Below are 26,184 nucleotides of genomic sequence, written 5' to 3'. Positions count from 1 at the left end.
GGCGAGCCCGACGTGGACGACCGGATAGCCCAGACCCCGGCACCGCCGTACGTGACGGTGGTCTTCACCTCGGTGCGGACCGGGCGCGACGATGCGGGCTATGACGCGATGGCTCTCGAAATGGACCGGCTCGCCGCGCGGCAGCCCGGCTACCTGGGGGTGGAGTCGGCGCGTGATGCCGAGGGTTTCGGGATCACGGCGTCGTATTGGACCGACGAGGCCGCCGCGAAGGCCTGGAAGGGTGTCGCCGAGCATGCCGGCGCCCAGCGATTGGGCCGCGAGCGGTGGTACGCCGCCTACCGGGTGCGCGTCGCGACGGTGACCCGCGAGTACGGGCCGTAGGCACTAGCGCTCAGAGACGGCCGATTGGGCCGCCTGGGCCCACTCGCGCCACTGGTCGGCCTGCTCGCGGAGCTTCTTCGCATCCGACGACTTGCCGCGCTCCTCGGCCTTGCGGGCCTGTTCTTCGAGGGCCTCCACCTTTTCGGCGAACTGGGCGGCGCGGGCGACGACCTCGGGGTCTTCGCGACGCCAGTTCTCGTTTTCGGCGTCGCGCACCTTGCGCTCGATGGCGCGGTAGCGGCCGTCCAGTTTCGCCATCTGGTTGCGCGGCACCTTGCCGATCGCATCCCACCGCTCCTGGAACTGGCGGAACGCTTTGCGCGCCGCCGTCAGATCGGCCTGCGGATCGATGGTCTTCTCCGCCTCGTCGAGCAGCTTGGCCTTGGCCTCGCCGTTCACCGCGAACTCCTCGTCGCGCTGGGACGCCTCGGCGTTGCGGGCGCCGAAGAACACGTCCTGCGCGGCCTTGAAGCGCTGCCAGAGGGCGTCGTCGACGTCGCGGGGTGCACGGCCGGCGGCCTTCCACTCGGTCATCAGTTCGCGGAAGCGCGCCGACGTGGGGCCCCACTCGGTCGACGAGGACAACTCCTCGGCCTGCGCGATGAGTTCCTCCTTGCGGTCCTTCGCGGCCGTCCGGTCGCGGTCCATCTCCGCGAAGTGCGCCCCGCGGCGCCGGTTGAACTTGTCGCGGGCCTTTGAGTAGCGCTTCCACAGCGCGTCATCGGTCTTGCGGTCGATGCCCTTGATGCCGCGCCACTCGTCGAGGATCGCCCGGATGCGGTCGCCGGCCGACTTCCACTGGGTCGACTCCTCGGCCAATTGCTCCGCTTCCTCGGCCAGCGCGGTCTTGCGCGCGACCGCCGCCTCGCGGTCCTTGGCGCGCTGGGCCTTGACCTCCTCGGCGACGTCGTCGGCGGCACCGGTGATCGCCTGCAGGCGCGCCTCGAGGGCGGCGACATCACCGATCACGTGGGCGTTCGGCAGCGCGTCGAGCAGGCCCTGCGCCGCCGCGCGGGTCTTGCGCGGCTCGCCGGAGCGGGCGGCGAGGCGTTCTTCGAGGATCTCGATCTCGGTCGCGAGGTCCTCGAACCGCCGCGCGTAGTGCGCGAGTCCCTCCTCCGGACTTCCCGCCTGCCACTGGCCGACCTCGCGCTCCCCGTCGGCGGTCTTCAACCACACGACGCCCTTCTCGTCGACGCGGCCGAACTCGTGCGGGTCACCGGCATGGGTCGGCTGATGGGTGATCGGGGCGCTGGTCACCGCGGGGGCGCCGGGACGGGGTCCGGGCCGGGGGCCGGGCTTGGGGGAGTCGGTCATGGCGGTGTCCTCACCGGGGTCGTGCCGCGCGTCACGGCTGCCGTCGTTCTGCGCCCGGGGGAACCCGGGCCGCTGGGCTCCATTCAAGCAGGTCGACTAGCGTCGTGGGTTGTGTTGATTTCGGCGGTTTTCGTCCCGGGCGCGCCCGCGTTGGTGCCCGAGGTGTCCGGGGTCGGCTCAGTCGAGCTCGACCCCGTGCGGTCGGCCGTCGCCGACGCGGTCGCCGCGCAGGCCGATCTGAGTAACGCGTGGTGGGCGGTGGGCCCCGACGACGGCGACGCATCCGGCGGTCAAGCGATGACGGCGGCGGGCTCCTTCGGGGGCTTCGGCGTGGACCGGGAGGTGTCGCTGACCCCGGACCCGGCGGCCAGCGGTCGGCTGCCGACCTCGATGCTCGTGGCCGGCTGGATGCGCGAGCTCACACCGGCGGCGGCGCGCGTCGTCATCACGCCGCAGACCGTTCCCGCCGATGCCGGCGCCGAGCGGTGCCGCGCTCTCGGGGAGCGGCTTGCGGAGTCGGCGGCCGGACCCGTGCCGACGGCCCTGCTCATCGTCGGCGACGGCGCGATCCACCTGGGCGAGCGCGCCCCGGGCGGCGGCCTCGACCCGGATGCGGCGGCACTGCAACGCGAGATCGATGCCGCGCTGGCCGGCGGCGACCCCGCCTCCCTACGGGCGCTCGATTGGGCGCGCTGCGAGCGTTGGGGCGTCGACGGCCGCGGTGCGTGGGAGGTCGCGGCCGCGGCGCTGCCCGGGCCGATGACGGCGACGGTGCACTACTCGGGAGCTCCGCTGGGCGTCGGCTACAACGTCGTCGGCTGGCGGTCGGCGTGAGCCCGCGGCCGATCGCCGTCGTGGGGCCCACCGCCAGCGGCAAGTCCGACCTGGCGCTCGACCTCGCCGAGCGGTTCGACGGCGAGGTCGTCAACGCCGACGCCATGCAGCAGTACCGCGGCATGGACATCGGGACGGCCAAGCTGCCCGTCACCGGCCGCCGCGGTATCGCCCACCACCAGCTCGACGTGCTCGACGTGACCGAGACGGCGACGGTCGCGCGCTATCAGCGGGCGGCGATCGCCGACGTCGAGGACATCGCGGCCCGGGGCCGGACGCCCGTCATCGTCGGCGGGTCGATGATGTACCTGCAGGCCCTGCTCGACGAGTGGGCGCTACCGCCCACCGACCCGGCCGTCCGCTCCCGCTACGAGGCAGAGCTGGAAGCGGTCGGGACCATCGAGATGCACCGGCGGTTGGCGGCCGTCGACCCGGCCGCCGCGGCGACGATCCTGGACACCGACGGTCGTCGCATCGTGCGCGCCCTCGAGGTCGTCGAGCTGACCGGAGCGCCGTTCGCGGCATCCCAGCCGCAGATCGGCGACCCCCGCTGGAACACGGTGATCGTCGGCGTCGACCGGGAGACCGAACTCCTCGACGAGCGGATCGCCGCGCGCACCGACGCCATGTTTGCGGCGGGGTTCGTCGACGAGGTCCGCGGGCTCGTCGATCGGGGGCTCCGTGAGGGTCAGACGGCGGTCCGGGCCATCGGCTACGCACAGGTGCTCGCCCATCTCGACGGCGACGGCGACGAGGTCCGGGCGCGCGAGCTGACCTTCATCGGCACGCGGCGCTACGTGCGACGGCAACGGTCGTGGTTCCGCCGCGACCCCCGCGTGGTGTGGTTCGACGGGGGTGCGACCGACCTCGCCGACCGGGCCGCGCAGCACTACCGGCGGACCGTCGATCGGTAGACTGGGCCGGTGACCAGCGCCGCCGCGCATCCCACCGCCTTCTGGAAGGGCCACGGGACGCAGAACGACTTCATCATCCTCGAGGACCTGGGGGCCGAAACGCCCCTGGAGGCGTCGACGGTGGCCGCGCTGTGCGACCGACAGCGCGGGATCGGCGCCGACGGATTGCTGCGGGTTGCCCGGGCCGGCGCACTGGTAGAGGCCGGGGTACTCGACACCCTGGGCGCGGGGATCGCCGATGGCGACCTGTTCATGGACTACCGCAACGGCGACGGCTCCATCGCCGAGATGTGCGGGAACGGCGTGCGGGTGTTCGCCCACTACTGCCGCGTGCGCGGGCTGACCGACGCCGACGAGTTCGTCGTCGGATCACGGGCCGGCGCCCGACCGGTGCAGATCCACTCGGTGACCCCGACCGAGGCCGATGTCAGCGTGTCGATGGGGCCCGCCCGTCGCGGCGCCGCATCGACGGCCGTCATCGGCGGCACCGAGTACCACGGTGTCGCGGTGGACGTCGGAAATCCACACCTGGCGTGCGTGCTTCCCGGCCTCGACGGCGGTGGGCTCGCCGAACTCGACCTGGCCGGCGCGGTGGCGCTGGAGGGCGACGTCTTCCCGGCGGGCGCCAACGTCGAGCTCCTGACCGAACCGACCGAGGACGGCGACGTGCTGGTGTCGTCGATGCGCGTCGTCGAGCGCGGCGTGGGGGAGACGCGCAGCTGCGGCACCGGCCTGGTCGCCGCCGCCACCGCACTGTTGGCGGAGCGGGGGCGCGACAGCGGGAAGCTGCGCATCACCGTTCCCGGCGGGGTGGTCGAGGTGACGATCGCCGACGGCGGCGCGTCGTCGACGTTGCGCGGCCCGTCGCGCCTGGTCGCGCGCGGCGAGATCTTCGACGGTGCGCTGGTCTGACGGGCCTCGGGGCGAGCATCAGGACATGCCGGACCAACTGGAACGACGATCCTTCGCGACCGTCGACGAGCTGTGGGACTGGTTGGCGACACACCACGAGTCGCACCCCGGTCTGTGGGTCGTGCTGGAGAAGGTGACGAGTACGAAGCAGTCGATCGGCTTCCACGACCTCTTGGAGGCGGGCATAGCGTTCGGATGGAGCGAAAGCACCCGTCGGGCGAACAACGAGACGTCCTATCTGCAGAAGTTCACCCCGCGCAAGACGAGGGGAACCGCCTCGGCCCGCAACACGGCCATTGCCGACAGGCTGGAGGCGGCGGGGCGGATGACGGCCGCGGGCCGGGCCGCGCTGGGACGCAAATGAGAGTGCGCGCCACGGGCCGACGGTGCCATCATGGACGTATATGACTGAATCTGATCTGTTCGACGCGCACGCGCCGACCACCGGCGAACTCCAACTCGACGACCGCGCCTCGCTCCAACGCGTGGCGGGCCTCTCAACCGAGCTCACCGACGTCACCGAGGTCGAGTACCGCCAGCTGCGCCTGGAACGAGTGGTGCTCGTCGGGGTCTGGACGTCGGGCACCCAGGCGCAGGCCCGTGCCAACATGGCCGAACTCGCCGCCCTCGCCGAGACCGCCGGTTCACAAGTCCTGGAGGCGGTCATCCAGCGACGCTCCAGTCCCGATGCCGCCACCTACATCGGGTCGGGCAAGGCGGGCGAGCTGCGCGACATCGTCGTCGCGACCGGGGCCGACACCGTGATCGCCGACGGTGAGCTGACGCCCGCACAGCTCAACGCGCTCGAGAAGATCGTCAAGGTCAAGGTCATCGACCGGACCGCGCTGATCCTCGACATCTTCGCCCAGCACGCGACGAGCCGGGAGGGCAAGGCACAGGTCTCCCTCGCGCAGATGGAGTACATGCTCCCGCGGCTGCGCGGTTGGGGCGAGTCGATGTCTCGGCAGGCCGGCGGTCGCGCCGGCAGCAACGGCGGCGTCGGTCTGCGCGGTCCGGGTGAGACGAAGATCGAGACCGACCGCCGGCGCATCCGCGAGCGGATGGCCAAGCTGCGCCGCGAGATCCGGGCGATGAAGACCGCGCGGACGGTGAAGCGACTCGACCGGCACCGCAGCGGGGTGCCCGCGATCACGGTGGTGGGCTACACCAACGCCGGGAAGTCGAGCCTGGTCAACGCGATGACTGGCTCGGGCGTGTTGGTCCAGGACGCGTTGTTCGCGACGCTGGATCCGACGACCCGGCGGGCGCGTCTCGACGACGGTCGCGAGGTGGTCTTCACCGACACGGTCGGGTTCGTCCGACATCTGCCGACGCAACTCGTCGAGGCCTTCCGGTCGACGTTGGAAGAAGTGGCCGATGCGGATCTGTTGATCCACGTCGTCGACGGGTCGGAGGCCTTCCCGCTGGATCAGGTCGCCGCGGTGCGCACCGTGCTCGGCGAGGTCATGGACGAGGCGGGCGGCGGGGCGCCGCCACCGCCCGAGCTGCTCGTGGTGAACAAGGTCGACGCGATGGACGGACTGAGCCGCACCGAGTTGGCCGCCGCCCTTCCCGGGGCGATCTTCGTGTCCGCCCACACCGGTGAGGGACTCGGCGAACTGTTCGACCGGATCCGCGCCGAAGTCGGCCGCCACGACGTCGAGCTGTTCGTCGACGTGCCCTTCGACCGGGGCGACCTGGTCTCGCGCATCCACGCCGACGGTGAGGTGCGCTCGACCGAGCACCACGAGACCGGCACCAAGATGCGGGTGCGGGTCCCGGCGGCCCTGGCCGGCGAGTTGGAGCCGTTCAGCTCCTGACCGGTCAGAGTCGGCGCATCACCGACACGACCTTGCCGAGGATCGTCGCGCGGTCGCCCGGGATCGGGTCGAACAGCGGGTTGTGCGGCATCAGCCACACGTGGCCGTCCTCGCGCTTGAACGTCTTCACCGTCGCCTCGCCGTCGATCATGGCGGCCACGATGTCGCCGTTGTCGGCGACGTTCTGCTGGCGCACCACGACGTAGTCGCCGTCACAGATGGCCGCGTCGATCATCGACTCGCCGACGACGCGCAGCGAGAAGAGGGTGCCGTCGCCGACCAGCTCCTTGGGCAGCGGGAACACCTCCTCGACGGCCTCTTCGGCCAGGATCGGGCCGCCGGCGGCGATCTGACCGAGGACCGGGACGTACTTCGCCGACGGCATGTCGTCGCTGCCGACGGCGGAACCGCCGGGCGGCGGCTGGTTCTTGTCCGACGGGATGTTCACCGCACGGGGGCGGTGCGGGTCGCGCTTGAGTAGGCCCTTGGTCTCCAGGGTGCGCAGCTGGTAGGCGACCGACGAGGTGGACACGAGGCCCACCGCGTCGCCGATCTCACGGATGCTCGGCGGGTAGCCCCGGTCGCGCACCGACTTGCGGATGACCTCGAGGACATCGCGCTGGCGCTGGGTCAGCCTCGCCTCCACGGCGGCCGGGGAATCGGGCGATCCGTCGGACGGATTGTTCTTCTTGGCCATGGCGGCCTCCTCTTCTCGATGTCTGGAACATTAGCGAATATTTTCGAATGTCTCAAACATTTGTTCGACGTGTCGCGGGACTTTGTCAGACCGGCGTGGTAGAACTTCGAACATAAGTTCATCGAACATACGAACGAGGAGATCGAACAGATGAGCGCTCCAGTGATGCACCGCCCGACCGTCCGCCCCGTGCGGCCGCAGCCCCGCCACGTTCCCGCGTCGGCACCCCGCCCGCCCGAGACGCGGCGCCGGCCGGTCGACACCCGGCTGCCCGCGCCGACCCCGGTGGCGAGCCGGTGCGCGGGCCCGGCCCGCCCCGTCCGAGCCGCCGTCCCCGCCCCGTCGAAGCGCACGTTAGCTCGACGTCGTGCGGTCGCCGGCATCCTCGCCGGTGCCGCACTGGCCGGCCTGGTGTGGTTCTTCGCCGTCGTCGGGGGCAACTTCGCGGCAGCCACCGCGCCCGAGCCGGTGTCGACGTCGGTGGTCCATGTCCGCGGCGGTGAGACGCTGAACTCGGTCGCCGAGCGCGTCGCCCCCGGGGTGTCGCGCCAGGCCGTCATCAACCAGCTCCGGGCGCTGAACGGCATGGCGAGTGCCGAGCTCGCCGCGGGACAGGCGCTCGTCGCACCGGTCTACGGCTGAGCGGCGAGAAGACCGTGAGCGGCGCGCCGGTATTGTTGCGGGCATGTACTGCCCCTTCTGCAAGCACGAGGACACCAAGGTCGTGGACTCTCGCGTCGCCGATGAGGGCCAGGCCATCCGCCGACGGCGGAGCTGCCCGGAGTGCGGGCGCCGGTTCACCACCGTGGAGAGTGCCGTGCTCGCCGTCGTGAAGCGCAACGGCGTCACCGAGCCGTTCAGCCGGGAAAAGGTCATGCGGGGCGTGCGCCGGGCCTGCCAGGGGCGGCAGGTCGACGAAGACGCCCTCGCCCAACTCGCCCAGCAGGTCGAAGACGCGGTCCGCTCCTCCGGATCCGCCGAAGTCCCCAGCAACGAGGTCGGACTGGCCATCCTCGGCCCGCTCCGCGACCTCGATGAAGTGGCCTACCTGCGCTTCGCCTCGGTGTACCGGTCTTTCGATTCGCTCGACGACTTCCAGCGCGAGATCGATCTCCTCAAGACCGGTCACGGGGCCAGGTCCTAGACGAAGGCGTCGAACGCCTTCACCGCGCGCTTCTCCGAGACGGGGTGCGCGGTGCGCAGTCGTTGGGCGTAGAGCCCGACCCGCAACTCCTCGACCATCCAGTGGGCGTAGTCGTTGAACGCGTCCCGCCGCGCTTCGGGCAGCTGCGCCAGCCGCTGATTCCAGTGCTCGATCACCCGGTCGATCGCCGCCGTGGCATCGCGATCGCGGGCCGGGTTCGACGCGACCGCTGCCAACCGGGCGACGGCGCCGTCGAGATACCGCGGGATGTCGGCCAGCCGGGCCGCCGGCGTGACGCACACAAAACCGTCGAACACCAGGTTGTCGACCTGCTCGGCCACATCGTCGGCGGCGAGGGTGCCGGTGTGGGCCTCGACGGCCCCGTGGACTGCCGGGAGGCGCTCGAGGATGTCGAGGACCGTGAAGAACAGCTCCGGCGCCTGCTGGGCGGCGCGTGGCGCCGTGTGTTGCCGCAGGTCGGCGAAGTCTGCCGGTGAGCGGAGTCGGGCCGTCTGCTCGGCGGTCACCGCGCCGCGGATGGCGCACCGCGTGCAATCGGCGAGCAGGGCGTCCAGCGACGGATAGGGCGACTGGCTCAGTGCGAGCTTCTGCGCGGCGGTCAGGCCGGTCGTGATCTTGCGCTGCAGTGGCGGCAGCGCGGCGTCGAGCAGGCTCAGTGCCGCGCCGTGCAGCGCGGTGTCGCGAGCGGCGGCCGAGGGGAACATCGTCGAGACGACGGCGGTGCCGTCCACGGTCAGCCCCGGGAACCGGGTGACGCGCTGCCCGGCGATCTCGGCGGTCACGGATTCGGCGAGGTCTCCGAAGGTGTCGTCGGTCCACGTCGTGGCCCGCACGGCGTCGGTTCGCTCGGGGGCGCCCCGCTGACCGCGCGCCCCACCGGCCTGCTGGAGATCGGCCAACGACCGACTGGACGCGACCGTACGGCCGCCGGCGTCGACGACGGCGAAATTCATCCTCAGGTGGTCATCGACCCGCGCGACGTCGAAGTCGCCCGGCGTGATCGTGGCGCCCGTCATCGCCGATAGTTCGCGGGCCAGGCCCGTGACCAGGGGTTCGCTGCGCGGCGTCAGGCGGGCGAGTGCCGCTTGCGCGCGTTGCGGGGCGGGCGAGACGAGCTTGCGCAGCTGTTTGGGCAACGTCCTGATCAGCGCGGTGACCAGATCCTCGCGCATGCCCGGCACGGACCAGTCGAAGCCGGCCGGCCGCACGTGGGCGAGCAGTTCTCGCGGAATCTCGACGGTGACGCCGTCCTCGGGGTCGCCCGGCGCGAACTTGTACCGCAGGGCCAGACGCAACTCGCCCTGGGCCCAGGTCCCGGGGTAGTCGGCCTCGGCGACGCCGCCCGTGTCGATCACGTCTTCCCGGCGCAGGTCCAACAGGTCGGGATTGGCCCGCCGCTCGTCCTTCCACCAGCTGTCGAAGTGGCGGGCGGAGACCACGGAGGCGGGGATGCGGGCGTCGTAGAACGCGTACAGCTGGTCGGCGCTGATCACCAGGTCGCGGCGGCGGGCCCGGTTCTCCACGTCGGCGGCGTCGTCGAGGAGGGCCCGGTTGCGGGCGAAGAAGTCGTGTCGGGTGCGCCAGTCGCCGTCGACCAGTCCGTGCCGCAGGAACATCTCCCGACACAGCGTGGGGTCGATCGAGGTGTAGGTGACCTGGCGGGAGGCCACCAGCGTGACGCCGAAGAGCGTGACCTTCTCATGCGCCATGGTGGCGCCGCGCTTCGACGACCAGTGCGGCTCGCTGTAGGAGCGTTTGCAGAGGTCGCCGGCCAGGCGCTCGGCCCACGCCGGGTCGATGCGCGCAACCGTGCTCGCGTAGGTCCGCGAGGTCTCGATGACCTCGGCCGCCATCAGGAACGCCGGCGGCTTCTTCGCCAGGGACGAGGACGGGAAGATCATCAGGGTCGTGTTGCGCGCGCCCTGGTACTCCTTGGAGTCGGGTTTGCGGGCGGCGATGTTCGACAACAGCCCCGCCAGCACCGCCTGGTGGATGGCGTCGGCGTCCCGCTCGCCGCCACGCTTGACCGACCAGCCCAGTCCCTCGGCGATCCGCCGCAGTTGCCGGTGCAGGTCGCGCCACTCGCGGATCCGTGTCCAATGCAGGTACTCGCGCTCGCAGCGGCGGCGGAACTGGTTGCCCGACAGTTCCCCGCGGATCTCCTCGAGGTAGTCCCACAGGTTCAGCAGCGCGAGAAAGTCGGATCCCGGTGCGTCGAAACGCCGGTGCATCTCGTCGGCGGCCTCGCGCTTGTCGGCGGGCCGCAAGCGGACGTCGGGGACCGACAGGGCGGCGGCGATCACCAGCACATCGGCCACCACGCCGGCTTCATCGGCGGCGACGAGCATGCGGGCGGGACGCGGGTCGACGGGGATCCGGGCCAGTGCGCGGCCGACGGGGGTGAGTTTGGGCGCCCGGTCCGGGGCCGTGGTGATGGCGCCGAGTTCGCCGAGCTCGGCGAGTCCGTCGGCGATGGCCCGTGGCGACGGCGGTGAGACGAAGCCGAAGTCGGCGATGTCGCCCAGGCGCAACGACACCATCGACAGGATCACCCCGGCGAGGTTCGCGCGCAGGATCTCCGGATCGGTGTACTGCGGACGGGCGTCGAAGTCGTCCTCGTCGTAGAGCCGGATGCAGACGCCGGCGGCGACACGGCCGCAGCGGCCGGCGCGTTGGCGGGCGCTGGCCTGGGAGATCGGCTCGATGGGCAGGCGGGTGACCTTGGTGCGGGTGGAGTACCGCGAGATTCGGGCGGTGCCGGTGTCGACGACGTAGCGGATGCCCGGCACGGTGAGCGATGTCTCGGCGACGTTGGTCGCCAGCACGATGCGCCGGCCGTTCGACGGGGTGAACACCCGGCGCTGCTCGCCGATGGACAGCCGCGCGTACAGCGGCACGATCTCGCCGCCGCCGGCGGTCCGGTGGGCCAGCGCTTTGGCGGTGTCGCGGATGTCGCGCTCGGTGGGCAGAAACACCAGGATGTCGCCCGTCGCGCCGGACCACAGCTCGGTGACCGCGGCGTCGATCTGGGCGGCCAGCTCGGTCTCCGGTTCGGGCGGCCGGTAGCGGATCTCGACCGGGTACGTGCGGCCGGACACCTCGATGATCGGCACGCTGTCGTCGGCGGTCGCGAAGTGCCGTGCGAACCGCTCGGGCTCGATGGTGGCCGAGGTGATGATCACCTTGAGGTCGGGGCGCCGGGGCAGCAGGCGCCGCAGGAAGCCGAGGATGAAGTCGATGTTGAGGCTGCGCTCGTGCGCCTCGTCGATGATCAGGGTGTCGTAGGCGCGCAGCATCGGGTCGGCCGCGATCTCGCGCAGCAGGATGCCGTCGGTCATCACCTTGACCAGGGTCTCGTCGGAGACCCGGTCGGAGAAGCGCACGCAGTAGCCGACGGCCTCGCCGATCTGTGTCCCCGTCTCGTCGGCGATCCGCTCCGCCACCGAGGTTGCCGCGATCCGCCGCGGCTGCGTGTGCCCGATGGTGCCGTTGACGCCGCGTCCGGCGGCCAGGCAGATCTTGGGCAGCTGGGTGGTCTTGCCGGACCCGGTTTCCCCGGCGACGACGATGACCTGGTGGGCGAGCAGCGCCGCGGTGATCTCGTCGCGGCAGGCGCTGACCGGAAGCTCCGCCGGAAAGATCAGCTCGGGGACGCGCGCGCGGCGCGCGGCGACCACTTCGGGGGACGGCCCCACCGGCGGTTTTGCCGAGCGGGATCGACGCTTGGGCGACGGCGACATGATTCTTCCAGCCTACGTCCGGCCGGTTGCGGGGCCGTGGGCGACGTCCTTCATGATGGAGGCATGAGTTACTCGCTGTGGCATGGGTTCGCCGACATGGGCGCGGTCACCTCCTCGGGTCCGTTCGTCATCACCAGGGGCGAGGGGGTGACGGTCTACGACGACGCGGGCAAGGAGTACCTCGACGCGACGGCCGGCCTGTGGTTCACCAACGTCGGCCACGGTCGCACGGAGATCGCCGAGGCGGTCGCCAAGCAGTTGTCGACCATCGCGCACTACTCGAACTTCGGCGACTTCGCGTCGGACACGACCATCGAACTCGCCGAGCGCCTCGCGGCCAAGGCGCCGGTGCCCGGCTCCAAGGTCATGTTCACCTCGGGCGGCAGCGACGCGGTGGAGACCGCGGTGAAGCTCGCGCGGCGCTACTGGGTCGAGCAGGGGCGACCGTCGAAGCGCATCGTTGTCGGACGCAGCAAGGCGTATCACGGCATGCACGTGGCCGGCACGTCGCTGGCCGGCATCCTCCCGAACAAGGAGGGCTACGGGGATCCGCTGATGCCCGACACCGAGACCGTCGAGTGGGACGACGCGAAGAGCCTGCTCGGCCTGATCGAACGCGTCGGCGCCGACAACATCGCGGCCTTCTTCGCCGAGCCGATCATCGGCGCGGGCGGGGTCTACCTGCCGCCGGACGGCTACCTGCGCGAGGTGCGCGAGATCTGCCGTGACCATGACGTGCTGTTCGTCGCCGACGAGGTGGTGACCGGGTACGGCCGGATCGGCGGCGACTGGTTCGCGTCGGGCCGCTTCGGCCTCGAACCGGACATGATCACGTCGGCCAAGGGCCTGACCAGCGGCTACGTGCCGATGGGGGCGATGATCGCCGCCCCGCACGTCGCCGAGCCGTTCTTCGCCGGTGGCGTGTGGTGGCGCCACGGGTACACCTACGGCGGCCACGCCGGAGCCGCGGCGGCCGCGCTGGCCAACTTCGACATCCTCGAGCGGGAGAACCTGATCGACGAGGCCAAGCGCCTCGAGGGAGACCTGGCGGCCGCCTTCGCGCCGTTGGGCGACCTCGACGCCGTGTCGGAGGTCCGCACGGGCCTCGGCGCGGTGACGGCCGTCCAACTGGCCGACCCGGCACAGGCGCCGACTGCCGTCGCCGCACTCCGCGCAGCCGGGGTCGTGACGCGCGCGGCCGGCCAGGGCGCCCTGCAGGTGTCCCCCTCGTTCGTCATGACGAGCGAGCAGGTGCGGGACCTGGCCCGCCGCTTCGCCGGGGCGCTCGAGCAACTCTGACCCGGACACCGACACCCCGGATACAACGCTGCCCCGGATCCGCGGGTTGCGCGGACCGGGGCAGTGTCGGTTCCGGTGTGCCTAGCTCAGCGCGCTCTTGGCGGTGAGAGCCGCGGCGACACCATTGACGGTCGCGGCGACCTTGACGGCCTCCCAGACCTGCTCTTTGGTGAGGCCGGCCTTGCGCACCACGTCGGCGTGCGCCGCGGTGCAGTCATGGCAGCCGTTGATGGTCGAGACGGCCAGGCTCCAGAGCTCGAAGTCGACCTTCTCGACGCCGGGGTTGCCGATGATGTTCATCCGCAGACCCATGCGCACCTCGCCGTACTCGGGGCCGAGGAAGCTCTTGGCCCGGTAGGCGACGTTGTTCATGCCCATGATCGACGCGGCGCCGAGCGCGGCGTTGAACGCCTCGCCCGACAGGTTGTCGGCGGCCTCGGCGCTGATCTCGGCGAGAACGGTGGCGTTGCCGGTCGCCACGGCACTGGCCAGGAGCGCGCCCCACAGCTGCTGCTCGGTGAGCTCGGTGGTGCGGCTCAGGGTGCCCAGGTTGAGCTTGAGGTCCTTCGCGTACTCGGGAAGGGCTTCCTTGAGGTTGTCGATGCTCATCTGGGTCAGACGCTCGCGCTCATCAGCTCGCCGGCGGCGATGGTCGGGTCGCCCTTCTTCCAGTTGCAGGCGCACAGCTCGTCGGACTGCAGGGCGTCGAGGACGCGCAGGACCTCGTCGACGTTGCGGCCGACGCTGCCGGCGGTCACCGACACGAACTGGATCTCGTTGTTCGGGTCGACGATGAAGGTGGCGCGGTCCGCGACACCGTCGGCGTTCAGCACGCCGGTGGCCTCGACCAGCTCGCGCTTGATGTCCGAGAGCATCGGGAAGGGGAGGGTCTTCAGGTCGTCGTGCTGCGCGCGCCACTGGAAGTGGACGAACTCGTTGTCGGTCGAGGCGCCGAGGACCTGGGTGTCGCGGTCGGCGAACTCGTCGTTCAGCTTGCCGAAGGCGGCGATCTCGGTGGGGCAGACGAAGGTGAAGTCCTTCGGCCAGAAGAAGACCACGCGCCACTTGCCGGCGTAGTCGTCGCTGGAAACGGTGGTGAAGTAGTCGTCGGGCTGCTGGGCGTCGACCTTGGACAGGTCACCGCCGATCACCGCGGTCAGGTTGTAGGCGGGGAACTGGTCGCCGATCGTCAGAAGTGCCATCTGGGATTCCTCCTGGAATGTGTTGGTAGCGGGACTACTGGAGTGCTGCCATCAATTCTCACGAAACACCCGCGAAAAGTCTACGTGATGATTAGCACTATATTGATAGCCATGACCGATCAAAGTTATCAGCCGTCGATCGCGGGCCTGCGCGCCTTCGTGACGGTGGCGAGAAAACTCCACTTCGGAAGTGCCGCAACGGAATTGGGGATCAGTCAGCCGGCGCTCTCGCAGGCGCTGGCGGCGCTGGAGACCGGCTTGGGCATGCGTTTGGTGGAACGGACGACTCGGCGTGTCTTCTTGACATCGCAGGGCGATGCGCTCCTGCCCAGAGCGGTCGCGGTCGTGCGCGCCGTGGACGAGTTGCTGCTGGCCTCGCGGGGCGCCGAGGACCCGCTGCGCGGCGGCGTGCGCCTGGGCCTCATCCCGACGGTGGCGCCCTACGTGCTGCCCGCGATCCTCGCCGGCATCCCCGCCGAACTGCCCGAGCTGACCCTGCAGGTGGTCGAGGATCAAACCGCGCGACTGCTGGACCAGTTGCGCGACGGCGCGATCGATCTCGCGATGCTGGCGCTGCCCGCCGAGGGCGCGGGGCTCGCCGAGGTGCCGATGTACGACGAGGACTTCGTCCTCGCGCTTCCGGTCGGCCACCGGATGGCCGGGCGCAAACGCGTCGATCCGGCCGACATGGCGGAGTTGCCGCTGCTGCTCCTGGACGAGGGCCACTGCCTGCGCGACCAGGCGCTGGAGGTGTGCCAGTTGGCGGGATTCCGACCCGATCTGGGGCAGACGCGCGCCGCCTCGCTCGCCACCGCGGTCCAGTGCGTGGAGGGCGGCCTCGGAGTGACCCTGATCCCGGCCACCGCCGTCGACGCCGAAACGGCGGGCGGCCGGCTGGCGACGGCGACGTTCGCCGCGCCGAAGCCGGGTCGACGCATCGGCCTGGCCTTCCGCGAGTCCGCGGGGCGGACCGACGCCTATCGGCGTTTCGCGCAGCTGCTCACCGGGATGATCGCGGCGGCAGCGCCGCAGACGGGCATCCGACCGGTCAGCGCGCCGGCGTGAGGACGAACAGCGGGATGAGCCGGTCGGTCTTCTCCGCGTAGTCGGCGTACGGCGGGTACGCCGCGACCGCCCGCTCCCACCACGCGGCCCGCTCGTCGGGATCGGTGATCTCCCGCGCGGTGTAGTCGCCCACCGCGGTCTCGTCGCGCACGCTGACCCGCGGATCCGCGACGATGTTGTGGAACCACTGCGGGTTCTCCGGGGCGCCGCCCTTGGATGCGACGGCCAGGTACTCGCCGTTGTGCTCGACGCGCATCAGTGGGACCTTGCGGAGCTTGCCCGACTTGGCGCCGCGCATCGTCACGATGACAACCGGCATCCCGGTGTCGAGCAGCGTGGTCCCGGCAACGCCGCCCGAACCCTCATACGCCTCGACCTGCTCACGCACCCAGTCGGAGGTGCTCGGCGCGTAGTCGTCAGGAGATTCCCAGTTTTGACTCATGCCCAGGTCAACGGTGTGGCGGAGGCAGGTATTCCGCCGCTCTCGGCGAGCCGTGGTCGGTGATCGGGCGCCGGTTGCCTAGAGTGGTCACGAACACAACCCGACCTGTGAGGACGACAATGCAGAACCTGGGCAAGGCCGCGCTGGCCACCGTGACCGCCGCTGCCGCCGCGGCGGCGACCCTGACCGTCGCGGCCGGTGCCGCGGAGGCCGCACCGCGTTACACGCAGTACGCGCCGACCCTGATCTCCGGCACCAGCTCCACCGGTGCCTGGTGGCAGGGCTTCCTGTTGAACCGCGCCCAGACGCGCAAGTTCCACAACGAGGGCACCTGGACCCTGAACCCGTTCTGGGACCCGGCCGCCTACAACACCGAGATGGCCAAGGCGTTCAACCCCAAGCGCGGCGGCACCGGTTGCATCGTGGCGCTGACGCTGGTGCGCCCGCGCGGCGGGGCCACCGCCCCGGCGACCGGCCCGAACTTCATCCGGGACGCCGGCTATGCGGCGCGCAAGCCGGATCAGCCGAACGCCATGTACTGGAGCACCGCGAACTTCCGCTGCGTCTAGTCCGGCAACGGCCGGGGATCACGCCTCGGCCAGTTCCGACCACTCGTCCAGAAGGCTGGAGTCGGTCTCCCGGATCATCGCACCGAGCCGCTCGGTGATGTCCGCGAGCGCGGGCTCGTCCAGCAGCGTCTGGGGCAGGCCGCTGCGCAGCGCGCGGTAGCAGTCCGACAGATACCGCAGGACAACGCCCTCGCTGCGGGCCAGGCCGTGTTTGGCGATCAATTCGTTGAACGTCATGTCCGCCTCGAGCATCTCGCGCAGCACCGACTTGGGCGACGGGGGAGTCGACGACACCCACGGGTGGCCGCGCCGGTAGATCGCGAAGGACTCGTCGATCAATTCTTTGAGCGGCTGGGGCCAGGTCACCTCGTCGAGCCGGGCCATGCGCTCCTCGTATTCGAGGCCGGCCGCCTTGAATTCGGCCATCGCCGCGTCGCGGGCGGCTTTCCGCTGTGCCTGCAGGACCGGTCGCGGATCGTCGAGGGTGGCCTCGATGAGGGAGACGACGTCCAGCGCGAAGGTGGGCGAATCACCGTCGAGCAGGTCGAATCCGGCCAGGGCATAGGCCGACAGGGGGTTGGTGAGCGCGAAGTTCTCGGGCACGTCGACGGCCAGCGCGATGGCCTTGCCGTCGGCCGCCGGCGCGTCGAGCCGGGTGACGATGCCGGTGTCGAGCAGGTCGCGGTACAGCGCGATCGTGTGCCGGATGTGGCCGAGTTGGCGGGTGCGCGGCTCGTGGTTGTCCTCCAGCAGGTGGCGCACCGCGGCGAAGCAATCACCCGGCCGAGAGAGCACCTCCATCAGCATGGCCGTCGTCATCCGGAAGTGAGAGCGCAGCGGTTCGTCGGGAGATTCGGCGAGGGCCGTGAACGTCTTCTCGCCCCAGGAGACGAATCCCTCCGGCGGCCGCTTGCGGACGATCTTGCGCTGCTTCTTGGGGTCATCGCCGGCCTTGGCGAGAGCGCGGGCGTTCTCGACGTCGTGGTCGGGCGCCTGCGCGACGACATAGCCGACCGTGTCGAATCCAGCCCGGCCGGCGCGTCCGGCGATCTGGTGGAACTCGCGGGACCGCAGCCGCCGCACCCGACGGCCGTCGTATTTGCTGAGCGAGGCGAACAGCACGGTCCGGATCGGCACGTTGATGCCGACGCCGAGGGTGTCGGTGCCCGCGACGACGCGCAGCAGACCCTGTTGGGCGAGGCGTTCGACGAGGCGGCGGTAGCGGGGGAGCATGCCCGCGTGGTGGACGCCGATGCCCGAGCGCAGCAGTTTCGACAGCGTCTTGCCGAAGCCCGTGCCGAAGTGGAAGTCGCCGATCGCGTCGACGATCGCCGCCTTGGTCTCCTGGTCGGCGACCTTCGCGCTGAGCAGCGCCTGGGCCCGCTCGACGGCGGCGGCCTGGGTGAAGTGGACGACGTACACCGGCGCGCGCCCGGCTTCGACGAGGTTCTCAATGGTCTCGTGGATCGGGGTGAGGGTGTACTCGAACTCCAGGGGGACCGGGCGCACCGCATCGGTGATGGCGGCGACGTCACGCCCGGTGCGGCGGAGGTCGTCGACGAAGAAGTCGACGTCGCCGAGCGTCGCCGACATCAGCAGGAACTGGGTGTCGGGGAGTTCGATCAGCGGCACCTGCCAGGCCCACCCGCGGTCGGGATCCCCGTAATAGTGGAACTCGTCGGCGACGAGCAGGCCGATGTCGGAATCGGGCCCGTGGCGCAGCGCCATGTTGGCCACGACCTCGGCGGTCGCGCAGATGATCGGCGCGCCCGGGTTGACCGTCGCGTCGCCGGTCGCCAGGCCGACCTCGTCGGCGCCGAAGACCTCGCACAGGGCGAAGAACTTCTCACTGACCAGCGCCTTGATCGGGGCGGTGTAGCAGGCGCGCTCGCCGCGCGCGCGGGCGAAGGCGATGGCGCCGGTCGCGACGAGCGATTTTCCCGAGCCGGTCGGGGTCGCCAGGATGACGTGGCTGCCGGACACCGCCTCGAGCAGCGCCTCGGCCTGGTGGGGATAGAGCTCCAGCCCGCCCCGCCCGGCCCACTCCTCGAACTCGTCATAGGCCGACGACGGATCGGCACCGACCCGCAGGGGGCCGGTGCCGATCGTGTCGTCAGGGTGGGACTCGGGGGCGTCGGTCACGCGGTCTCGTCGGACCCCGACTCGGTGCCGTCGGGGTCGTTGCCCGACTCGCGTGCCTGCTCGGCCAGGTACCGCTGGAACTCGTCGCCGAGTTCATCGGCGCTGGGCAGCGGCTCGTCCGCGGCGAGCAGGGAGGCCTGCTGGTCGGCGGCCTCGGTGTAGGCGTCGTACTGCGATTCCAGGGCCTCGACGACCGAGGAGACCTCGCTGTTGCCCTCCAGCTCCTTGTCGATCTGGACGCGCAGGGTGTCCGCGGCACTCTCCAGCGCCTTCGTGGGCAGATCGAGGCCGGTCAGCGAGCCGACCGTGGCCAGGAGTCGCGCCGAGGCGGCCGGATACCCGGACTGGGCGAGGTAGTGGGGGACGTGGACGGAGATGCCCGACGTCCGGTAGCCGTGCTCGCCGAGTCGGAGTTCGAGCATCATCGACGCGCTGGCGGGCAGCTTCATCGGCGAGCCCCACCGCGGCAGGTCGCCGAGGAAGTCGACGTCGCTGCCGTGGGCGGTGATCGTCGACGGTCGCGTGTGCGGAACGGCCATCGGGATGGCGTTGAGCCCGACGACGTCGCTGACGCCGAAGCGGTCGGACAGGCCGCGGACCGCCGCGGTGAAACCCTCCCAGCGCAGGTCGGGCTCGGAACCCGACAGCAGCAGGAACGGCTTGCCCGCGTTGTCCCGGATGGCGTGCACGGTCAGCGAGGGCATCTCGATGCCGGTGAACGCCTGGCCGGAGAAGTCCATCACCGGTCGGCGCGAGCGGTAGTCGATGAGTTCGTCGGTGTGGAAGGTGGCGACGAGCTCGGCGTCGAGGCTGTCGCGCAGGTGTTGGGCGGCCAGGGCGACCGCGTTGCCGGCATCGGCGAATCCGTCGAGAGCATGGATCAACACCGGGCCGCCGCTCTCCTGGGAGACCTGGGGCTCGGGGAACTCGAGCTCGTACAGCGAGCTGTTCTCGGGCTGATCGTGCTCGGCGGGTTCGAAGACCATTCGATCCTCCTTTTCGGGGATGGGCTGATTGTCCCAGACGGGGCCGGGGACGTGCTACGTGAATACCTGTGGATAACAACGTCGACCGGAGCACTGGTATTCCGGGCCGGCAGGTGGCACAGTGAATGATGTGATTGGAGTGACCAAAGTGACTCGGAACGTCGGTGCAACGGCAGTGCTGCTGGCCGTCGTTGTGACGGCCTCGGCGTGTTCGGGCGACGGCGATCCGGTGGGCTCGCTGGCCGACCGCAGCGTCGCCCCCGCGGCCTTCCCGGTCCATCCGAGCGCGGTGACCCGGGTGCCGCCGGCGCAGCTGCCGGCCATCGTCGGGGACATCTCGGGCAACCCGGTGGGGGCCGAGTTCGACCCGGCGGACTGCGCGCCGCAGCCGATATCGCCGACGCCGGCCCGGACCGTGGTGCAGACGGCGTTCGGCAGCGCCACCACTCCCGACGGCCTGCCCCCGGCGTACACGACCGTCATCACCCGCATGGGCGACTCCCTCGACGATCTCGGCGAACTCGTCCGGCGCTGCGGCGACTACCGCCGAGGCGAGGTGCGGATCGTCCAGCGCATCCTCGACGGCGTGCCGTCGGTATCGGGTGCGAAGACCCTCGGCTACACGCGCACCGAGACGGCCGCCGCCGGCGATCCGGTGACGACGGTCCTGCTGGTGGCCCAGCGCCGCAAGATCCGCGTGTACGCGACCGAGCGGATCACCGGCAAGGCGGCGACGGGTGATCGGCCGACCGCCGAGCTCGTCAAGCTGCTGCAGGCGGTGGCCGCGGAGGGGTTGCGCTGACGCGGATTTCTTTCGCCGCGGAACCGTTCGGCCGCGGGCTGCGTCTCAGTCTGTATGACGAATAGCCTGCCGACCTTCTCGCTCGACACCACGACCCTGCTCACCTCGATCCCCGGGCTGCTCGGCTTCCTGCCCGAGCGGTCACTGGTGGTGTTGGCCTTCGACGCGAGTGCGTCGATCGCGGTCACCGCCCGGCACGACCTGCTGTTGGACGGTGAGGGCCGACCCACCGACCAGATGCGCGCGACGCTCATGAGCATCGCCTCGGTGTGTGCGCGGGAGGGGATCGTCGCCACGGCCGTCGCGATCGTCGACGATCGTTACGACCTGCCGTCGCGGGTGTACCGCACCATGCTGGAACTGACCGATGCGGCGCTCACCGAGGCCGGTGTGCCCGGCGGCGTGCGGGCGGGCTTCGTCGTCGAACGATTCGAGTCGGGCCGACCCTGGTACACCGCGTGGTGGGGGCTCGACGGCGCCGGCCCGGCCGACCGCGACCCCGAGGTGCCCGACGCGATGGGCCTCGATGACGCCGGCTTCGGCTGTGGTCTCCTGGGCGATCCGCAGTCCTCACCCGTCGCGCTGGAGCGCTCGTTGCACACCGGGCGGGTGGTGATGGCGAGCCGGGCGGAGATGACCGACTCACTCGGACCGGTCGAACACTGCACCGACGCCGCCTGCGGCGGGCGCCCGCGCGCCATGCGGGAGAGCCGATCACCGGCCGGCGATGCCAAGCTGCTGCGCGCCGCGCTCAAAGTGGTGACGGCCCCGCAGGCACCCGCGATGACCTGCACGACGGTGCACACGCTCAGTCGTGCGGTGAGCAATCTCCGGGTGCGCGACGCGCTGCTCGTGGTCGGCGCCGGCGAGCACCGCCTCGTCGCCGAGGCCGTGTGGCGCGACCTCACGCGGCGCACGCGGGGGACGGTGCGGGCGAGTGCCGCGACGATGCTGGCGCACCTGTACTACCTGGGCGGGGAAGGCGCGTGTGCGGGCGTGGCCCTCGACGTCGCCCTGGACGCGTGCGATTCGTGGAAGTTGGCGACACTGCTCAACTCCGCGCTGTGCCACGGGGTGCACCCGTCGATGATGCGGGAGATCCTCAGCGAGTCCTACGCGGTCGCCGCGGGTCTCGGGGTGGCGCTGCCGCCGTTGGGCCGGCCGCGTCCGGTGTGACGGCGGTCAGGCCTTCTCGACGAAGATCGAGTGGGCCATCTCCTCGGACAGCTCCAACCCGTCGTGCCCGGGGGTGGTCACGACGAAGCCTCGACCCTTGCCGGTCACGGTGACGCGCGCGTTCGGAACGATCCCGACCTCGCGGAGGGTGACGATCAAGTCCTGGTCGGACTGGGCGTGCTCGGACAGCCGGCGGATGACGACGGCCTGCGGCTCGGTACCGGTCAGCTCGGCCATGCGCACGGCGTGATCGTCCACCGGCCGCGCGTTGGCGCCCAGGAGTTCCAGGCCCGGGATCGGGTTGCCGTATGGCGACGTGGTGGGGTTGTCGAGCACGGCGAGGATGCGGCGCTCGACGTTCTCGCTCATCACGTGCTCCCAGCGGCAGGCCTCGTCGTGGACCTCGTCCCACGGCAGCCCGATGATGTCGACCAGCAGGCGCTCGGCCAGGCGGTGCTTGCGCATGACGGCGACGGCGAGATCGCGGCCCTTGTCGGTCAACTCCAGGTGCCGGTCGCCGGCGACGCGCACCAGGCCGTCGCGCTCCATGCGGGCAACGGTCTGCGAAACGGTGGGACCGCTTTGCTCCAACCGCTCGGCAATACGAGCCCGCAGCGGCACGATCCCCTCTTCTTCGAGGTCGTAGATCGTGCGCAGATACATCTCGGTGGTGTCGACCAGATCGTTCACGTGATTCCCCTGCGCCCTTTCGTCCTGGCTAACCCTACCCCTAAAGGACATCGCGTCCGGGACGTGACGCGCACGGACTAGCCTGATCAGTGTGCCGGAGACGACAACGGGAGCGGTGATCTGGAGCGACGGCTTCGAGGCGTACCGGTGGGCGCGCACCCACCCGATGAATCCGGTGCGGCTGGCGCTCACCATGAGTCTGGCCTCATCGCTCGGCGTGCTCGACGGCGTCGACCCCGTTCCACCGCTCGACATCGACGACCAGATGCTGCGGGTCGTGCACACCCAGCACTACATCGACGCGGTCCGCGCCGCCGGTGCGGAGGGCGGCAGTCCGAACGCGGCCCTGTACGAGCAGCTCTACGGTCTAGGCGACATGGACAACCCGGTGTTTCCGGGGATGCACGAGGCGGCCCGCATGCTCGTCGGCGGGTCGGTGGCGGCGGCCAAGGCCATCGCCGACGGCCGCGTCCGCCGCGCCGTCAACATCGGCGGCGGCATGCACCACGCGATGGCGTCGCGGGCGGCCGGCTTCTGCATCTACAACGACGCGGCGATCGCCATCGACTGGCTGCTCGAGCACGGCTACGACCGGATCGCGTACCTCGACGTCGACGCCCACCACGGCGACGGCGTCGAGCGCGCCTTCGCCGATGATCCGCGCGTTCTCACCGTGTCGCTGCACCAGCACCCCGCGACACTGTGGCCCGGCACCGGCTGGCCGACCGAGATCGGCGGCGACGGAGCCCCGGGTTCGGCGGCGAACGTCGCGCTGATGCCCGGGATCGTGGACTCGATGTGGCTGCGCGCCTTCCACGCGGTCGTGCCGTCGCTGATCGCCGAGTTCGCCCCGCAGATCATCGTGAGCCAGTGCGGCGCCGACAGCCACGGCGCCGATCCGCTCACCGACCTCGGCCTGTCCGTCGAGGGGCAGCGCGCGGCGATCCTGGCCATGCGCGATTTGGCCGACAAGTATTGCGAGGGCCGGTGGCTGGCCGTCGGCGGCGGCGGCTACGGCGTCGTCAACGTCGTCCCGCGGATCTGGACGCACCTGATCGCCGCGGCCCTCGGGCGCGACATCGACCCGTCGACCAGGATCGGCGACGACTGGCTGACGTCGGCCCGGGACCTGATGGCCGACGTCGACCCCGCATACGCGGCCGCGCCCGTCGGCACGATGGGGGACGGCGGCACGGCCGAGTACACGCCCTGGGAGGGTGACGCCGGCCTCGACCCGCCGCCGGGCGTCGACGAGCGCATGTTCCGCCAGACGGACCGAACCATTCTCGCCACCCGCAAAGCGGTGTTCCCGCTGCACGGCCTGGACCCGGAGGACCCGCGTGACTGAACCGAGCGACGCCGAACCGACCGACGTCGAACCGACCGCCGCGGTCGGGTCCGGCCGCGTGCGCTGGGAGTACCCGCGCGAGTGGGCCGCCGATGTCTTGGCCTCCGACGGCGGCGTGGTCCACCTGCGCCCGATCGTGCCCGACGACGCCGACGACGTGGTCGAGTTCCACTCCCAGCTGTCCGAACGGACCCGCTACATGCGCTACTTCGGCCCGACGCCGAAGCTGCCGCCGCGCGAGGTCGCGCGGATGACCACCGTCGACTACGTCGACCGGGTCGCGCTGGTCGCCCTGCTAGGCGGAAAGATCATCGCCATCGGCGTCTACGAGGGGCTGGCCGGTTCCGGGCGGCCGGAGTCGGCCGAGGTCGCCTTCACCGTCTCCGACGCCCACCAGGGGCGCGGCCTGGGCCCGATCCTGCTCGAGCACCTCGCCGGCGCGGCCGCCGAGAACGGCTTCACCCGCTTCGAGGCCGAGGTGCTCGCCGAGAACACCAACATGGTCACGGTGTTCCGCGACGCCGGATACCAGCTGAGCCGCAGCTTCGACGGATCGAATGTCCACGTCGAGTTCCTCATCGATCCGACCGAGGCGCTGATGTCGGTGCGCAACGCGCGCGAGCGGGCCTCCGAGGCGCGGAGCGTCGCGAACCTGCTGCGCCCGGAGTCGGTGGCGGTGATCGGGGCATCGTCGGATCGGCGCAAGGTCGGCAACGTCCTGCTCGCCAACATCATCCGGGGCCGGTTCACCGGTCCCGTGTACCCGGTCAACGGACCGGGGGCGGCCGAGCGCGACGAGGAGTCCGGCGCCACCGGTACGCCGTCGGTGCTCGGGATCCGCGCGTATCCCACCGTGCGGGACATCCCCGACCCGGTCGACCTCGCGGTCGTGGCCGTGCCGGCGGCGATCGTCGACGAGGTCCTCGACGACTGTCTGGCCAAGGGGGTGAAGACGCTCGTCGTCGTGTCGGCCGGTTTTGCCGAGTCCGGCGCGGCGGGGCAGGAGAACCAGCGGCGCCTGGTGGCGGCCGTGCGCGAGCACGGTATGCGCCTGGTCGGGCCGAGCGCGCTCGGCGTCGCGAACAACGATCCGACGGTCTCGCTCAACGCGACGCTCGCCCCGCGCATCCCCGAACCGGGGCGGGTCGGCTTCTTCTGCCAGTCCGGCACCCTGGGGATCGCGATCCTCGACACCGCGGCACGGCGTCAGCTCGGACTGTCGACGTTCGTCTCCGCGGGCAACCGCGCCGACGTCTCCGGCAACGACGTCCTGCAGTACTGGGACACCGACGACGCCACTGAGGTCGTGCTGCTGTACCTGGAGAGCTTCGGCAACCCGCGCAAGTTCTCCCGCATCGCCCGGCGCGTGTCGCGCGCGAAGCCGATCGTCGCGGTGAAGACGCCGGCCAGCGGCGACGAGGACCGGATCGCCCAGATGGTGCTGGAGCAGGCCGGGGTGATCCAGGTGGACACGATCTCCGAGCTCTTCGATGCGGCCGCGCTGCTCGCGCACCAGCCGCTGCCCGCCGGCCCGCGCACCGCGGTGGTGGGCAACTCGTCGGCGCTGGGGGCGCTGGCCGCCACGGTCGGCGCCGGCTTGGGGCTGGACGTGGTGCACAGCGTCGATGTGGGTCCGGCGGCGTCGGCCGCAGAGTTCAGCGCTGCGGTGGCCGAGGTGGCCGCGGGGGACGCCTGCGACGCGATCATCGCGGTGTTCGTCCCGCCGGTGGCGGTGCAGGCCGACGCCTATGCCGCCGCCCTGCTGGCCGCGACCGCCGACAGCGACAAGCCCGTCGTGTCGACCTTCCTCGGCGACGAGGGGGTGCTGTCGGCGCTATCCGTCGACGGTGCGGGCGGCTCCCCGGCGCGGGGCTCGATCCCCAGCTATCGCAGTCCCGAACGCGCCGCGGCCGCCCTCGCCCACGCGTGGCGCTACCACGCGTGGCGCCAGCGACCGGAGTCGCCGTCGTCGCGCCCGGCGGGGACCGACCCGGAGTCGGTGCGCACGCGGGTGCGCGAGTTGCTCGCCGACCACGACGGCGAGGGCATCGTGCTCAATCCGACGCAGACCCGGGAACTGCTCGCCGAGTACGGGATCGACGTCATCCCGTTCATCGAGGTGAGCAGCATCCACGAGGCGTCGGCCGCCGCGCGCGAACTGGGCTTCCCGGTCGCGGTCAAGGCGAGCTCGGGACAGTGGCGCGGCCGGCCCGACCGGGAGGGTTCGCGCCTGGACCTGCCCGACGCCACCTCGGTGGTCACGGCCTTCGCCGAGCTGTCTGAGCTGACCGGGGACGACGTGCTGCACGTGCAGCGGATGGCGCCGAAGGGCGTCGCGACGATGATCCGCGCCTTCACGCACCCTAGCTTCGGCGCGGTCGTCGCCTTCGGCATGGCCGGCCACACCTTCGAGCTGCTCGAGGACGCCGCCTACCGCGCGCTGCCGCTCAGCGACCTCGACGCCCGGGAACTCGTGGCGGCACCGCGCTCGGCGGCCCTGCTGACCGGCTACCACGGTCAAGAGCCGGTCGACACCGATGCGCTCGCCGACCTGCTGATGCGGGTGTCGTTCCTCGTCGAGGACATCCCCGAGGTGCGCGAGGTCGTGTGCGACCAGATCCTGGCGGCCACCGACGGCGCGTCGGTGCTCAACGCCCAGATGACGATCGGCCCGGTGCCCAAGCGAATGGACACCGGACCGCGTCGACTGGGCGACTAGCGC

Annotated in this window: 24 protein-coding genes; 15 read left to right on the top strand and 9 right to left on the bottom strand. The window is 71.0% G+C overall.

All coding sequences use genetic code 11. The features are described from left to right. Window positions 1–12: 12 nt before the first annotated feature. A complete protein-coding gene (locus QM728_RS08270) occupies window positions 13–342 on the top strand; it encodes an antibiotic biosynthesis monooxygenase family protein (protein ID WP_415031548.1) in 330 nt (109 codons plus the stop codon). Between the two features lie 3 nt (window positions 343–345). Here QM728_RS08270 and QM728_RS08265 read toward each other — a convergent pair whose 3' ends face one another. Next, the gene (locus tag QM728_RS08265) at window positions 346–1,659 is read right to left on the bottom strand and encodes a DUF349 domain-containing protein (RefSeq protein ID WP_415031547.1); all 1,314 of its coding nucleotides are present in this window, start codon (window positions 1,657–1,659) and stop codon (window positions 346–348) included. A 111-nt stretch (window positions 1,660–1,770) separates the two neighbouring features. Between QM728_RS08265 and QM728_RS08260 the strand changes: the two genes are divergently transcribed. From QM728_RS08260 to hflX, 5 genes are read left to right on the top strand one after another with little or no spacing between them, the layout of a single operon-like run. Then, entirely contained in the window at window positions 1,771–2,493 is a 723-nt protein-coding gene (locus QM728_RS08260) for a hypothetical protein (RefSeq protein WP_415031546.1), read from the top strand. Continuing rightward, entirely contained in the window at window positions 2,490–3,407 is a 918-nt protein-coding gene (gene miaA / locus QM728_RS08255; protein WP_415031545.1) for a tRNA (adenosine(37)-N6)-dimethylallyltransferase MiaA, read from the top strand. The genes QM728_RS08260 and miaA overlap by 4 nt, the downstream gene beginning before the upstream one ends. 9 nt (window positions 3,408–3,416) lie before the next feature. Next, complete coding sequence (dapF, locus tag QM728_RS08250; RefSeq protein ID WP_415031544.1) at window positions 3,417–4,319, top strand: diaminopimelate epimerase; 903 nt, start codon at window positions 3,417–3,419, stop codon at window positions 4,317–4,319. Window positions 4,320–4,344: 25 nt separating this feature from the next. Further along, window positions 4,345–4,683 (top strand): YdeI/OmpD-associated family protein, encoded by a 339-nt coding sequence (locus tag QM728_RS08245; RefSeq protein ID WP_415031543.1) that lies wholly within the window; start codon window positions 4,345–4,347, stop codon window positions 4,681–4,683. Window positions 4,684–4,723: 40 nt separating this feature from the next. Beyond that, entirely contained in the window at window positions 4,724–6,139 is a 1,416-nt protein-coding gene (hflX, locus tag QM728_RS08240) for a GTPase HflX (RefSeq protein WP_415031542.1), read from the top strand. 4 nt (window positions 6,140–6,143) lie between these two features. On the opposite strand, the gene lexA is transcribed toward hflX, so the two are convergent. Next, complete coding sequence (gene lexA / locus QM728_RS08235; protein ID WP_415031541.1) at window positions 6,144–6,836, bottom strand: transcriptional repressor LexA; 693 nt, start codon at window positions 6,834–6,836, stop codon at window positions 6,144–6,146. Between the two features lie 150 nt (window positions 6,837–6,986). On the opposite strand from lexA, the gene QM728_RS08230 reads away from it, so the two are divergent. Together QM728_RS08230 and nrdR are read left to right on the top strand one after the other, a co-directional pair. Beyond that, window positions 6,987–7,478, top strand: a complete 492-nt coding sequence (locus tag QM728_RS08230) for a LysM peptidoglycan-binding domain-containing protein (protein WP_415031540.1) — start codon at window positions 6,987–6,989, stop codon at window positions 7,476–7,478. A gap of 43 nt (window positions 7,479–7,521) precedes the next feature. Next, window positions 7,522–7,980, top strand: a complete 459-nt coding sequence (gene nrdR / locus QM728_RS08225) for a transcriptional regulator NrdR (RefSeq protein WP_415031539.1) — start codon at window positions 7,522–7,524, stop codon at window positions 7,978–7,980. On the opposite strand, the gene hrpA is transcribed toward nrdR, so the two are convergent. Beyond that, window positions 7,977–11,741: an ATP-dependent RNA helicase HrpA gene (gene hrpA, locus QM728_RS08220; protein ID WP_415031538.1), complete on the bottom strand. Its 3,765-nt coding sequence runs from the start codon at window positions 11,739–11,741 to the stop codon at window positions 7,977–7,979. The genes nrdR and hrpA overlap by 4 nt on opposite strands. Window positions 11,742–11,804: 63 nt before the next feature. On the opposite strand from hrpA, the gene QM728_RS08215 reads away from it, so the two are divergent. Next, entirely contained in the window at window positions 11,805–13,040 is a 1,236-nt protein-coding gene (locus QM728_RS08215; protein ID WP_415031537.1) for an aspartate aminotransferase family protein, read from the top strand. An 81-nt stretch (window positions 13,041–13,121) separates the two neighbouring features. Here the strand turns inward: QM728_RS08215 and QM728_RS08210 are convergent, their stop codons facing one another. After that, entirely contained in the window at window positions 13,122–13,649 is a 528-nt protein-coding gene (locus QM728_RS08210; protein ID WP_415031536.1) for a carboxymuconolactone decarboxylase family protein, read from the bottom strand. Between the two features lie 5 nt (window positions 13,650–13,654). Then, entirely contained in the window at window positions 13,655–14,242 is a 588-nt protein-coding gene (locus QM728_RS08205) for a peroxiredoxin (RefSeq protein ID WP_415031535.1), read from the bottom strand. Between the two features lie 111 nt (window positions 14,243–14,353). On the opposite strand from QM728_RS08205, the gene QM728_RS08200 reads away from it, so the two are divergent. After that, window positions 14,354–15,307, top strand: coding sequence for a hydrogen peroxide-inducible genes activator (locus tag QM728_RS08200; protein ID WP_415031534.1), 954 nt, complete (start codon window positions 14,354–14,356; stop codon window positions 15,305–15,307). Here QM728_RS08200 and QM728_RS08195 read toward each other — a convergent pair. Next, on the bottom strand, window positions 15,291–15,749 hold the full coding sequence (locus QM728_RS08195; RefSeq protein ID WP_415031533.1) for a nitroreductase family deazaflavin-dependent oxidoreductase: 459 nt from the start codon (window positions 15,747–15,749) through the stop codon (window positions 15,291–15,293). The genes QM728_RS08200 and QM728_RS08195 overlap by 17 nt on opposite strands. A 107-nt stretch (window positions 15,750–15,856) precedes the next feature. Here QM728_RS08195 and QM728_RS08190 point away from each other — a divergent pair, with 107 nt between their 5' ends. Next, the gene (locus QM728_RS08190) at window positions 15,857–16,318 is read left to right on the top strand and encodes a hypothetical protein (protein ID WP_415031532.1); all 462 of its coding nucleotides are present in this window, start codon (window positions 15,857–15,859) and stop codon (window positions 16,316–16,318) included. Between the two features lie 18 nt (window positions 16,319–16,336). Here QM728_RS08190 and QM728_RS08185 read toward each other — a convergent pair whose 3' ends face one another. After that, window positions 16,337–18,460, bottom strand: a complete 2,124-nt coding sequence (locus tag QM728_RS08185; protein WP_415031531.1) for a DEAD/DEAH box helicase — start codon at window positions 18,458–18,460, stop codon at window positions 16,337–16,339. Next, the gene (locus QM728_RS08180; protein ID WP_415031530.1) at window positions 18,457–19,446 is read right to left on the bottom strand and encodes a proteasome assembly chaperone family protein; all 990 of its coding nucleotides are present in this window, start codon (window positions 19,444–19,446) and stop codon (window positions 18,457–18,459) included. Before QM728_RS08180 ends, QM728_RS08185 begins: the two co-directional genes overlap by 4 nt. A gap of 139 nt (window positions 19,447–19,585) precedes the next feature. Here QM728_RS08180 and QM728_RS08175 point away from each other — a divergent pair, with 139 nt between their 5' ends. Next, a complete protein-coding gene (locus QM728_RS08175) occupies window positions 19,586–20,248 on the top strand; it encodes a hypothetical protein (protein WP_415031529.1) in 663 nt (220 codons plus the stop codon). A gap of 54 nt (window positions 20,249–20,302) precedes the next feature. After that, on the top strand, window positions 20,303–21,424 hold the full coding sequence (locus tag QM728_RS08170) for a DUF4192 domain-containing protein (RefSeq protein WP_415031528.1): 1,122 nt from the start codon (window positions 20,303–20,305) through the stop codon (window positions 21,422–21,424). A 6-nt stretch (window positions 21,425–21,430) separates the two neighbouring features. On the opposite strand, the gene QM728_RS08165 is transcribed toward QM728_RS08170, so the two are convergent. Further along, window positions 21,431–22,114 (bottom strand): metal-dependent transcriptional regulator, encoded by a 684-nt coding sequence (locus QM728_RS08165; RefSeq protein WP_415031527.1) that lies wholly within the window; start codon window positions 22,112–22,114, stop codon window positions 21,431–21,433. Between the two features lie 91 nt (window positions 22,115–22,205). Between QM728_RS08165 and QM728_RS08160 the strand changes: the two genes are divergently transcribed. Together QM728_RS08160 and QM728_RS08155 are read left to right on the top strand one after the other, a co-directional pair. Then, on the top strand, window positions 22,206–23,462 hold the full coding sequence (locus QM728_RS08160) for an acetoin utilization protein AcuC (RefSeq protein ID WP_415031526.1): 1,257 nt from the start codon (window positions 22,206–22,208) through the stop codon (window positions 23,460–23,462). Continuing rightward, on the top strand, window positions 23,455–26,181 hold the full coding sequence (locus tag QM728_RS08155; protein ID WP_415031525.1) for a GNAT family N-acetyltransferase: 2,727 nt from the start codon (window positions 23,455–23,457) through the stop codon (window positions 26,179–26,181). The genes QM728_RS08160 and QM728_RS08155 overlap by 8 nt, the downstream gene beginning before the upstream one ends. Window positions 26,182–26,184: the final 3 nt, after the last annotated feature.

The organism is Gordonia sp. (in: high G+C Gram-positive bacteria), from assembly GCF_047602025.1.
In the GTDB taxonomy this organism is placed as follows: domain Bacteria; phylum Actinomycetota; class Actinomycetes; order Mycobacteriales; family Mycobacteriaceae; genus Gordonia.
The sequence above is the reverse complement of the archived record's forward strand: the minus strand, read 5'-3'. Positions and strand labels throughout refer to the sequence as shown.